Source organism: Rhodospirillum rubrum ATCC 11170 (assembly GCF_000013085.1).
GTDB classification, from domain to species: Bacteria; Pseudomonadota; Alphaproteobacteria; order Rhodospirillales; family Rhodospirillaceae; genus Rhodospirillum; species Rhodospirillum rubrum.
In genome coordinates, this window is record NC_007643.1 from 1508300 (window position 1) to 1520697 (window position 12398).

Consider the following 12398-nt stretch of genomic DNA (forward strand, 5'->3'; position numbering starts at 1 on the left):
TCAGTCCCTCCGCTCGTCGCGCGCCAGTCTGATAACGTGATCGGCCAAATCGGGTAATGCTCCCAAATCGTCACGCCGGTTCAACTGGATAATCGGAGCAGATCTGACCAGGGGGGCCAAGGCCGTGAGCATGGTGCTTTGATATCCGAGCGCTATGCCAAGGCGGAAACGATGGATCAGATCGTAACACAGAGCCTCCGCCCCCAGCAGAGGTCGGGTTCCAACCTGTTCCGCCCGGGTAACCCGTTTCAGCCTGATGATGGTCCCTGGCCCCAAGGGGGCGTCGCTCGCCGATCGCACGGGTATTCTGAACTTATCGAGATGCCGGCGAACGGGTGTCATACCGTCTGTGGCGATGCCCAGCCGCGCGGCGGCGTCTCCCCAGAGCTTCAGATGGGCGGTACAGGGTAAAATCATCGGCTTATCCGGACAAGAGACGTCCAGGGCGCACAGATCATCGGACAGCAGCGGGTAACCGCGCGCCAGCAGGGCGGCGGCCAGGGTGGATTTCCCCGTCCCGGATTCCCCCGACAGCAGCAGCGCGCGCCCGTCAAGCGCCACCGCACTGGCATGCAAAGGGATCAGCCCACGCCGGAAACAAAGCACGGCCAACACCGTACCGAAGAAAAACAATCGGATCTCCGGGGCGTCGGCCGCGATACCGCGAGCGGCTTCGATGGTGACAAGATGTCCGCCATCGACCCGGTAGCGGGCCACGTCGGGGACATCGAAGCAGAGGGTGGCTTCTATGAAACGGATCCGGGGGCTGAACACCTGCGCCCCGTCGTCCAGGGGGGAGACAGCGGCAACGCGGATCAGAATATCGGGGGCGCGTCCATCGCCCGCCCAGACCGGCAATTCCGGCAGAGGCAGGTCCGCTCGCACACGCCAGCCGAACAGGTCGCGGTCACCGTCAGGTGAAGGCGCATCGACGGGCGGAGCGGGAGTGGGCTGGACAGGCATTTCATTCATAATTTAGCATTGTGGCGATGCTTCCATAGGCATCAGAATTACTCTGATTCAAGTTGAAATCCATAGTGTCTACGAGGCTGACAATGGTCGATTTGATGAGCACGGTGTCTCGGAATAAAAATATAATTTCTGCTGTTGTTCACGAAGAGACTGTCGCTTTAAGTGTAGAAAACGGTATGTACTATACGTTTTCTATTACAAGTCATGAAATTTGGCGGCGTCTGTCCAGCCCCGTCCAAGTCGACGACCTATGCGCTGATCTGGCGGAGGCTTATGCCGCTGATCGGACCATCATTGAAGCAGATACGGTCGCTTTCCTAAACCATCTTTTTAGCCTGGGATTGATACACGTTTCCTGATATCCGGCCGCTGCCATCCGCTCACGGATGACCCGGCCATTCAGCGAAGACGACATCAAGCAGCCGGGGCGGGCGAGGATCAGCCGCCCTGGCGCGCGGCCGATTTCTCGGGCGATCCCGGTTCGATATGGCGGCTGTCGGCGAACACATAGCCGATGCCGTGGACGGTGATGATATGGCGCGGCGCCTTGGGATCGGCTTCGATCTTGCGGCGCAGGCGGCCGACCAGAACGTCGACCGTGCGGTCACTGGGCGCCCAGTCGCGGTGGCTGACGTAATCAAGCAGGTTGTCGCGGGTCATCACCCGGCCCGGGCGGCTGGCGAAGCAGCACAACAGCTCGAATTCCCCGCGCGTCAGCCGCACGTCGCTGCCATCGGGGGCGAACAGGCAGCGCCTGGGAATATCAAGCGTCCAGCCGGCGAAGGATTTCTGGTTCTCGTCCTCGGAGGCTTCGCGGGCGCTTAACGTCCGGCGCAACAGGTTCTTGGCGCGGGCGAGCAGCTCGCGGACGTTGAAGGGTTTCGTCACATAATCATCGGCGCCCATTTCCAGGGCGACGATGCGATCGACCTCGTCGTCCTTGCCGGTGACCATGATCACCCCAACCTCGGACTGATGACGAATTTCCCTTAAAAGCTGTAGTCCGTCGACGCCGGGCAGGCGGATGTCGAGCAAGATCAGATCAACGGTCTGCTGCGAAAACACTTTGCGCATGCTATCGCCGTCTTCAACGTCGCTTACCTTGTATCCCTCTTTACGCAAATAGGCGGCGAGGGTTTCGCGGCCGACGGGATCGTCCTCTACCACGAGAATATGATGGTTTGCCATCATTAAGAGCATTCCCCCTTGCTGGTCCGTTTTTGTTTACGCACGGTTCACATCATTCTACAGCGTATTCATTTTTGCGCGGAAGCGGGTTTACAGCGGGGCTCTATGGATAGGCCCGGGTGGCGGATCCGTTTGCTCCCCCCAGGGGTCGTTCCGGGACCCCGATCTCAGCTCCCAAATCTTGGGCTCAAGATATGATCTGACCTGCCCCAAGCAGGCACGAGAGGCTGTAATGATTAAGCGCATCTGGACTGTTGTATGGAAGCCCAGCGCCCGCTGGGGATTGGGTGTTCTTCTGATCGTTGGCGCGGTGGGCGGCGTGGTGGGCTGGAACGTGTTCCATGGCGCGCTTGAACACACGAATTCGATCGAATTCTGTATTTCCTGCCATACGATGGAGAATACGGTTTTCCAGGAATACAAACAAAGCCCCCACTATAAGAACGCCTCGGGCGTGCGCGCCGGCTGTCCGGATTGCCACGTGCCCAAGGAAGGTCTGCCGCTGTACGCAGCCAAGTTGAGGGCGTCGAAGGACGTTTACCACGAGATCCTGGGGACGATTGACACCCCCCAGAAATTCGAGGATCGCCGCCTGGAGATGGCCCAAAGGGTTTGGGCGCGCATGGAAGAGACCGATTCGCGCGAATGCCGGTCGTGCCATTCCTACGACTCGATGGACTTCCACGCTCAGAAGCCCAAGGCGGCGGCGATGATGGAAAAGGCCATGGGCGAGGGGGAAACCTGCATCGCCTGCCACAAGGGCATCGCCCACAAGCTTCCCGATATGTCGGCGGGCTACAAGAAGACTTTCGCCAATTTGCAAGCCCTGGCGGCCAAGGAAGGCGCCAAGGCCAAGACCCTGATCAATCTTGATACCAAGCCGCTGTTTCTTGACCGCGCCACGGCGAGCGCCGGCGGCAAGGGCGATGGCAAGCTGCTGTCGGGCAGCGAGGTCGCCGTTGCCGAGCGGGATGGCGACTGGCTGAAGGTGACGGTGTCGGGCTGGCAGCAGGAAGGCGCCGAGCGGGTGATCTACGCCCTCAAGGGCCAGCGCATCTTCACCGCCGCGCTTGACGCCTCGGCCACGGCGGCGGTCACCGTCACCGAAACCGTCGTCGATGCCGATACCGAGCTGACCTGGAAAAAGGTGACGCTGCAGGCTTGGCTGTCGAAGGACGCCATGTTGGGCGATAGCGACAAGCTGTGGGCCTATGGCAAGGAGATGTACGGCGCCGCCTGCGGCACCTGCCATTCCCTGCGCGCCCCCGATCACTTCCTGGCCAACCAGTGGATCGGCACCCTGAAGGCGATGAAGCGCTTCGTCAGCCTTGATGATGAGCAGTACCGCTTCTTGCAGAAGTACCTCCAGCTTAACGCCAAGGATACTGGCGGGGCCGGGGCCCATGGGTAAGATCAGCGCGATGACGTCCCCCGCCGATGAGGCCGATGTCGGTCAGGCCGCGCTTTTCCTGTGGTTCGCCAAGGCCTTTGGCTGGCCCGACGCCGAACTGGTGGCGAGTTTGCGCGGAGCGCCGCGCGGCCGTCCGGCCCTGCCCGAGCTGTTGGGCGATCTGCCCGGCGCCGAGATGGCGGTGGCGCGGATCAAGGAGATCCTTGATGCCGAAGCCGACGACGCGGCCCTGCTCGCCCAGCTTCAGCGGGCCCATGGGGCGCTGTTCGAGGGCTTCGGCGGGCTGATCACCGTGCCGCCCTATGAATCCGCCTTCGCCGGCGGCGAGGCCCGGCTGTTCGGCGCGCCGACCCGGGCGATCGAGGAGATCCTCGCCCGCCTCGACCTGCGGGTGGCCGAAGCCACCTCGGAGCCGGCCGATCATATCTGCGTTGAGCTCAACCTGCTGGCCCATCTGACGCTTTCGGGCAAGGACGCCGCCAACGACCGCCAGGGGCTGCTTGACGATCACCTGCGGCGCTGGCTGCCCGACTTCGTCACCGCCCTGCACGGCAGCGACCGCCTGGGCTTCCACGCCGCTTGCGGCGATCTGCTGATCTTGCTGATCGACGTCGAAGCCTGACCCTCCGCCGGGGACGTCCCCCCCAAAAACCAGCCCCGCCGGCTTTTGTCCCCGGCGGGGCTGGTTGCGTTCAAGGGGGGGTGATGATCGTCCTCGTGCGGTCTTTTGGTTTTTGGCGGGATTAGGTGGGGAAAATGGATCGGGCGGCCAGCGCAAGAGTTGCCCTTCCAACGCCAAAGCGGCTGACGGACAGATCGAAGAAGCGTTTTTTCATCCTCGATCGCCACCTACGAGAATCCGACCTCATCCCCGCCCGCCAGGGGGGGGGGCCGCTTGTCCTGTCTGCCCTATGACGAGATCAAGGCTCGGCTCCCTCGCATGCTGCGCCGCGTGATCGACACGGCGGGTTGGGGCTAGGCCGCGCATTAAATAAACGAATAAATTTATTCGTTTATAAGTTGAAATAATCACGTATTTCTGGCACTACTAATGGTAGCAATTGGTGGGGCAATATGATGGATCCACTGCAAGGGTGCTTGCTGCGCCTGCTGCGTTCAGATGGTGAAAGCGATATCATCGTTGGTACTGGTTTTTTATCCCTTGGTGCTGATGGGCGGCCTTATGTCTTGACGTGCGCCCATGTTGTGAACGCTGCTTTAGGGCGGGACAAAACGGAGACAAGCCACCCGGGTTCATGCGTTGTGATGGCAAATCAGCAAGGGGGAAAGCCAATTCCCTTGGATTTGCAGGCGTGGAACGCGCCAATTTCCGGGGCTTCTGGGAACTCTGATATCGCGGATATCGCCATCCTGACGCCGCTTCAATCCCTGAGTGCGTCCTGGCTCCCAAGACTGCGAGCCGAACCGCCTAGTCGGGTGGTGCCGCATAATAGTAAAGTTCCATTCCATAGCTTTGGCTTCATGGTAACCTCCGATGGAAATCCGGCCCGAGGATCTCTGACTGCCGTTGATTTCGCGAATCGGTTTGTTGCGCACGGTGACCACACCTTCCGCCGTTTTATTGAGGAAGGATTAAGTGGGGCGCCTGTTTTCTCAGACGATAGTCGTGTCCTTGGCATGGTGGCGCGCCGGCTTGCGGTCGAAGACAAACAAGGCTTGGTGATTTCCGCCTTCGCCTTAGCGCAAGCTTGGCCGCTGCTGGCTATGCCTTATCCGGGATTACCTTCCTTTGAGGCGTCTAACGCCCATCTTTTTTTTGGCCGAGGGCGTCCTGTAAACGGGGAGGTTCCGACTGGCAAGCTGAAGGAGTTGCTGGAGCGCCTACAAAAGCAGCGTCTCGTGGCGCTTGTTGGTGCATCCGGTAGTGGTAAATCATCGCTAGCTAATGCCGGGGTGGCAGAATATTATCGTCAACGTAATTGGCGCGTTGTTAGCTTTCGGCCTGGTCTCGCGCCATTGCGCAATCTTTCTGAAGCCATTTTTGAAGTAATAGAAGAAGGAGAGACCGTCTTATCGAGACTACAGACCGTAAGCTATTGGGAGAGTCTCCTGAAAAGAGGCATGCTGAGGGATGCCTTTGACTGTATAAATAGAGCTGGGGCCGATGGCACTCTGGTTATCGTGGATCAATTTGAAGAGTTTTTCCCAGGACGAGAAGCCTCTTCTTATGATAATGGCGATCTTTCCGTTGACTTAGATCCTATAGCCCAGGAAAGGTCGTTGATTCTGAAGCAATTGCGTCAAGCTGAGGATCGTGCTGATGTGCACTGTCTTCTGACAGTGCGCCTTGATCTATTGGAATCCATAATTAAAGGAGGAAAAGACGCGGCCAGATTGTTATCTGATCCTTATCCAATCTTTATGCTGACAGCTATGACCGCCAGCGAAGTGCGGGAAGCTATCGTGGGGCCGGCTCAAGTTTTTGGTGTCGAAACAGACACCAATTTTGCCACCAACTTGGCTGCCGAAGTTACCAAGGGCGAAGGTCGTCTGCCCCTTTTGCAGGAAGCGTTGCGTCAATGCTGGGCTCGCATAAGGTTTGGAGAGCAAGGCTGGAATTTGTATCAACCAGAAGATCTTTCTGAAGGAAAAGAAATCCTTTTGCTTGAAGAGTCGGTTGGGCGGCGTGGCGATGAAGCGATGGGGGAAATAGAAAGGCATTACAAGCCAGTCGAGGTTAATCGCATGTTGCTGTCCCTGGTCCGGTGGGTGGACGGTCGCCCGCTCCGGCGCATTCTATCCATGATGGAGAGTGATGAATCTGACGTTCCCATGATTGCGATGCTGGCTAATCAACGCTTGGTGATTCTAAGCGGGGATGGGTCCCGCCGGACTGCCGAGTTAGTGCACGAGGCACTGATGACCCGTTGGGCACGGTTGGCGAGTTTGATTAGCAACCACCACGTCTTTCTAGAGTGGCGCGATCGGTTTGATCGAGAGTTTATCGTATGGGAACGTGGCAGGTGTGAGGAAAAGGACCTTCTACGTCGCCATGATGTACAATTGGCGATGAGTTGGAAAGAGAATGTTGATGGTTTTTTTATCGCTCCCACATCTCGTCAATTAAAATTTATTGATGAAAGTTATTTATTTTATGAAAAAGAAGAAATAAGACGAGAGGAGGATTTTAGACAAAAAGAGAAACAAAATAGACGCATTCGAAAATGGTTGCTGTTATCTATTTTTGCACTATTTTTATTTTTTATATTTTTATGTCTAAGTATATTTACTTTTAAAAAAGCTCAAGATGAAACTTATTCCGCTCAGATGCAGGAATCCAGGGCTCTGGCCGTACTCGCTCGCCAAGAGAGCGAAAAGGGAGATCAAGGGACAGCCATACTCTTAGCCTTGGAGGGCTTGCCTGACCCCGGGTTTGGCGGGAAGCGGCCTTTATCTCCCGAGGCAGCTACCATGCTGCGCCAAGCTTGGTTGCGAAATAGGGAGGTGACCACGGTGGGGTATGATGGTCCGGTGCGTGTCGCAAGCTTGAGTTCCGATGGCCAGCGTGTGGTTGTGGCATCTGACGACGAAATAGTGCGGGTGTGGGATTTGTCAGCACCAAAATCACCAGGAATCAACTTGGGGGAGCATCAAGGATCAGTGTTTTCTGCCAATCTGAGCCCTGATGGCCAGCGTGCGGTCACCGCATCCTATGATGGAATAGTGCTGGTGTGGGATCTTTCGGCACCGAAATTTCCGGCGATTACTTTGGCGGGGTCTTCAGGTTCAGTGCTTTCTGGCAGGGAATCTGTCAGTTTTAGTCCTGATGGTCAGCGTGTACTCAAGACATCAGAAGATGGAACCGCGCAGGTGTGGGACCTGTCGTCATCCAAAATCCAAGCGATCACTCTGGGGGAGCGGGGACATTACGTGCAGTCCGCCAGTTTCAGTCCCGATGGCCGGCGTGTGGTCACTGCATCAAGTGACGGAGCAGCACAAGTGTGGGATCTATCAGCACCAAAAACTCAGGCGATTCTTCTTGAGGGACACGAGCAACCAGTGCAGTCCGCTAGTTTCAGCCCCGATGGCCAGAAGGTGGTTACTGTATCAAGTGACGGAACAGCACGAGTTTGGAATCTTTCAGAGCCCAAACCTCAAGCGCTTTTACTTGATGGACACAAAGGTCTTGTACAATTAGCCAGCTTCAGTCCCGATGGGCAACATGTGGTCACGGCATCAGGTGATACAGCACGGGTTTGGGACTTGTCGGCACCAAAGTCTCAGGCATTTCTCCTCGAGGGACATGAGGGGTCAATACAATCCGCGAGCTTCAGCCCCGACGGTCGACGCGTGGTTACCGGCTCAGGTGAAGGTACGGTACGAGTGTGGGATCTATCGGCACCCAAATCTCAACCGATCCTCTTGAGAGGGCATCTGAGAGCGACGTTTTTTGCCAGATTTAGCGCCGACGGCAGGTCTGTCGTTACAGCTTCTTATGACGGAACAGCGCGAGTATGGGCTGTGCCGGCGGTTGAGCCAGGGGAACTTTTCTTGGAAGGATCCGATGACTCAGTGCGGTCCGCCAGCTTCAGTCCTGATGGCGAGCATTTGGTTACGATATCTGACGATAAAACGGTGCGGGTGTGGGATCTCTCGGTACCTAAGCCTCGATCGCTTCTCCTGGAGGGATATGAAGGTTCGGTGCAATCCGCGAGCTTTAGCCCCGATGGGCAGCGTTTGGTCACGGTATCGGATGACAAAACCGCACGCGTGTGGGACCTCGCAGAACCTAAAGCTAAGGCGCTTATTCTTGAGGGGGACGATGCTTCGGTAGGCTCCGCTAGCTTTAGTCCGGACGGTCGGCGTGTGGTCACAGCTTCTTATGACAAAACGGCACGTGTGTGGGACCTATCGGCACTTAAACCCCGGGCGATCACCTTGGAGAGTAGTCTTGGTTGGGTGGGATCGGCCAACTTTAGCCCGGACGGTCAGCGTGTGGTCGGGGCCTCTTATGGCGGAGCGCAGATATGGGATCTTTCAGTCCCTGAACGACCAAAATTGTGCATGCGTCTCAAGCAGCTAAACGCAGGATTGCTACAATCTGCTAGCTTCAGCCCCGACGGTGGACGCGTGGTCACAGTATCTGATGGTGGGACAAGAGTTGTGGATCTATCGACACCAAAATCCCCACCGATCACGTTAGGGGGGCGTCTGGATCGAGCGCGATCCGCCAGCTTTAGCCCCGACGGTCAGCGCGTACTCACTGCGTCCTATGATGGGACGGCACGGGTTTGGGACTTGGCCGGTTCTCAGGCCTCCGCCCTCGTCCTTGGTGAATACTCTAGCTCTATGCTCTACGCCAACTTCAGTCGTGATGGACGCAGGGTATTAACCTTTTCTTCGCCAAATAAGCTGCGCGTTTGGGATGTTTATCCGGATATTAGGGAGCTCTCTTCTCTCGTAAGAAAGCGGTTAACGCGGTGCCTATCCACTGCTCAGCGGGAGGAGTTTGGTTTGCGGGTGGAAGATAGAAAGCGGAACCGTGATGCCATTCCAATTCCCGATTCTGAAGGAAACTGTCCCCGTTGACATTGGGTTATCACTCATCAGCGTTAGAAAGGGGTCTATCATGCCTATCCGTCTCGTTCCCTATGACCTTGCAGCTGGCGGTCGTATCATTGTCGAGGAAAACGTTGTCGATCAGGGTGATCTGGTCGCCGGCGGGATGGGAGGGCTTGCTCAAAAAGCCAAGCAGACGTTTGAGGAGGCTTTGGCTGGCATTCGTCCCGCTGTGTCGGCGGTTCTTGAGGAAATCACCTCTTTGTCTAACGGGCCACACAAGGTAAATGTTGAAGTCGGTTTCGTTCTGAAAGGTCAAGTCGGAGCCGTTATTGCTAGTTCAGCGACAGAGGCGAGCATAAAGTTGTCTGTAACGTGGGATCGTAAGGAAAGTAATTTATAAATACCTGAGAAATATTTTATGCTGAATGATGAAGTCGGCTTAGATCGCTGATCTGGCAGGCTTGCTTACTAAAGTCTTCGGTGGCGATTGATGTGGGGAAGGGGCCGACTTCGCTCGACGATTCCCGGGTAACAAGAGGTGTACACTTAAGTGTACACCTCTTGTGTTGGGTTTGGTTGAACTTGCCGTTTCTGGCCACGCCTCGCCCCGGTTTCACAATCCATTCACATCATTGAACAACCCGTTCAATTACAGGCGAAACGGCGTTTACAGCGTCCTGTTAGGTCTGGTGGTCATCGGGGTCGGCTTCGCGGCGCTTTGTCTGGGCGGTCGCGGGGTCCGGTTCCCGCTTCTGGGGGCCGTCGCACGCGGCTTTCAGGGACTTCCCGAGATGAACAACAAGGATCGCAACCCATGTCCAAGATGTCTCCCCCGACCGCCTTCGCCGCACAAACCCGGCGCACCTTCCTGAAAGCGAGCGCCGCCGCCGGTGCCCTTGGATTGGTCGCCCCCTCGCTGTTGTCTGCGGGCGTGGCGCGGGCGGCCGAGGATGGCGAGGTCCTGACCGGGTCGCATTGGGGCGCCTTCCGCGCCACCGTGAAGGGCGGCAAGATGACCGCCATCAAGCCCTGGGAAAAGGATCCCCATCCCAGCCATCAGCTGACCGGCGTGATGGATTCGATCTATTCGCCCACCCGCATCAAATACCCGATGGTCCGCCGCGCCTTCCTTGAAAAGGGTCCGGGCGCCTCGCCGGAAACCCGCGGCGCCGGCGATTTCGTGCGCGTGACCTGGGATCAGGCGCTTGATCTGGTGGCCAAGGAACTGACCCGGGTGCGCAAGGACCATGGGCCGACCTCGATCTTCGCCGGATCCTATGGCTGGATGAGCCCGGGCAAGCTGCATAACTGCCGCAGTCTGGTGCGCCGCCTTCTCAATCAGACCGGCGGCTTCGTCAGCAGCTCGGGCGATTATTCGACTGGCGCGTCCCAGGTGATCATGCCCCATGTCATGGGCACGCTTGAGGTCTATGAGCAGCCGACCGTTTGGCCGGTGGTGGTCGAGCATTCCGATCTGGTCGTCTTCTGGGGCGCCGATCCGATGACCACCAACCAGATCGGTTGGCTGATCCCCGATCACGGCGCCTATGTCGGCCTCAAGGCCCTCAAGGAGTCCGGCAAGAAGGTGATCTGCATCGATCCGGTGCGCACCGAAACCTGCGACTATCTGGGCGCCGAATGGATCGCCCCCAAGCCGCAGACCGATATGGCGATGATGCTGGGCGTCGCCCACACGCTTTATACCGAGAAGCTCCACGATCAGAGCTTCCTTGATGATTACACCTTCGGCTTCGATCGCTTCTTGCCCTATCTGACTGGCGAAAGCGACAAGACGCCCAAGAGCGCCGAATGGGCTTCGGCGATCTGCGGCATTCCGGCCGAGGTGATCAAGGATCTCGCCCGCCGTATCGTCAAGGGCCGCACCATGCTGGCCTCGGGCTGGTCGATGCAGCGCCAGCACCATGGCGAGCAGATTCACTGGATGTTGGTGACTCTCGCCTCGATGGTCGGTCAGATCGGCCTGCCGGGCGGCGGCTTTGGCCTTAGCTACCATTACGCCAACGGCGGCTCGCCCAGCGCCACCGGTCCCGTGCTGCCCGCCATCAGCGACGGCAGCGCCGCGGTGAAGGGGGCGGCTTGGCTGGCCGCCGGCGGTGCGGCCAGCATTCCCGTCGCCCGCGTCGTCGACATGCTGATGAATCCGGGCAAGGAGTTCGATTTCAACGGCACCAAGGCGATTTATCCCGATACCAAGCTGATCTACTGGACCGGCGGCAATCCCTTCGCCCACCACCAGAACCGTAACCGCATGGTCGAGGCCTTCCGCAAGGTCGAGACCTTCATCGTCCATGACTTCCAGTGGACGGCGACGGCCCGCCACGCCGATATCGTGCTGCCCGCCACCACCAGCTACGAGCGCAATGATATCGAGCAGATCGGCGATTATGCGCTCAGCTCGGTTCTGGCGATGAAGAAGGTGGTCGAGCCGGTGTTCGAGGCCCGCTCCGATTTCGATATCCTGGCCGCGGTGGCCGAGCGCCTGGGCACGCGCGACGCCTTCACCGAAGGCAAGGACGAAATGGGCTGGATCAAGGAGTTCTATGACAACGCCCTGGGTCAGGCCAAGGCCAAGGGTGTGACGATGCCCGACTTCGAGACCTTCTGGAAGGGCGAGGGCGTGGTCAGCTTCCCGATCTCCGATGAAGCCAAGGCCTTCGTCCGTTACAGCGCCTTCCGCGAGGACCCGCTGCTCGAGCCGCTGGGCACTCCGACCGGCAAGATCGAGATCTATTCCAAGAACATCGAAAAGATGGGCTATGACGATTGCCCGGCCCATCCGACCTGGATGGAACCGGTCGAGCGCCTGGACGGCCCGGGGGCGAAGTTCCCGCTGCATATCACGACCAGCCACCCGAAAAGCCGTCTGCATTCCCAGCTCTGCGGTACCAAGCTGCGCGACAGCTACACGGTGGCCGGGCGCGAACCCTGCCTGATCAACGAGGCCGATGCCAAGGCGCGCGGCATCAGCAATGGCGATGTGGTGCGGGTGTTCAATGATCGCGGCCAGATCCTGGCCGGGGCCGTCGTCACCAATGCCATCCGCCCGGGCGTGATCCGGGTCAACGAGGGCGGTTGGTACGACCCGACCGAGCCGACCAAGCCGGGCAGCCTGTGCAAATACGGCGACGTCAACGTGCTGACCGTTGATATCGGCACCTCCAAACTGGCCCAGGGCAACTGCGGCCATACCGCGATCGGCGATGTCGAGAAATACGCCGAGGCCGCGCCCGCCGTCACCGTCTTCGCCGCGCCGAAGAACGCCTGACGCCTGAGCGCTCCATGC

General features: G+C 58.3%; 8 protein-coding genes. 6 read left to right on the forward strand and 2 right to left on the reverse strand.

The window, feature by feature from the left end:
* On the reverse strand, nt 1–972 hold the full coding sequence (locus RRU_RS06690; protein WP_011389035.1) for an HPr kinase: 972 nt from the start codon (nt 970–972) through the stop codon (nt 1–3).
* A 95-nt stretch (nt 973–1067) separates the two neighbouring features.
* Here RRU_RS06690 and RRU_RS06695 point away from each other — a divergent pair, with 95 nt between their 5' ends.
* Entirely contained in the window at nt 1068–1331 is a 264-nt protein-coding gene (locus RRU_RS06695) for a PqqD family protein (RefSeq protein ID WP_269147143.1), read from the forward strand.
* A gap of 79 nt (nt 1332–1410) precedes the next feature.
* Here the strand turns inward: RRU_RS06695 and RRU_RS06700 are convergent, their stop codons facing one another.
* Nucleotides 1411–2163 carry a response regulator gene (locus RRU_RS06700; protein ID WP_014626143.1) on the reverse strand — a complete coding sequence of 251 codons (753 nt, stop codon included), beginning with the start codon at nt 2161–2163 and terminating at the stop codon, nt 1411–1413.
* Between the two features lie 229 nt (nt 2164–2392).
* Here RRU_RS06700 and torC point away from each other — a divergent pair, with 229 nt between their 5' ends.
* From torC to torA, 5 genes are all read left to right on the forward strand, one after another.
* Nucleotides 2393–3571: a pentaheme c-type cytochrome TorC gene (torC, locus tag RRU_RS06705; RefSeq protein ID WP_011389038.1), complete on the forward strand. Its 1179-nt coding sequence runs from the start codon at nt 2393–2395 to the stop codon at nt 3569–3571.
* The gene (locus tag RRU_RS06710; RefSeq protein ID WP_014626145.1) at nt 3564–4193 is read left to right on the forward strand and encodes a TorD/DmsD family molecular chaperone; all 630 of its coding nucleotides are present in this window, start codon (nt 3564–3566) and stop codon (nt 4191–4193) included. The genes torC and RRU_RS06710 overlap by 8 nt, the downstream gene beginning before the upstream one ends.
* Nucleotides 4194–4648: 455 nt before the next feature.
* A complete protein-coding gene (locus tag RRU_RS06715) occupies nt 4649–9121 on the forward strand; it encodes a trypsin-like peptidase domain-containing protein (RefSeq protein WP_237703868.1) in 4473 nt (1490 codons plus the stop codon).
* A gap of 40 nt (nt 9122–9161) precedes the next feature.
* The gene (locus RRU_RS06720) at nt 9162–9494 is read left to right on the forward strand and encodes a CU044_2847 family protein (protein WP_011389041.1); all 333 of its coding nucleotides are present in this window, start codon (nt 9162–9164) and stop codon (nt 9492–9494) included.
* Nucleotides 9495–9908: 414 nt separating this feature from the next.
* Entirely contained in the window at nt 9909–12380 is a 2472-nt protein-coding gene (torA, locus tag RRU_RS06725; protein WP_011389042.1) for a trimethylamine-N-oxide reductase TorA, read from the forward strand.
* The last annotated feature ends 18 nt before the right edge of the window (nt 12381–12398 follow it).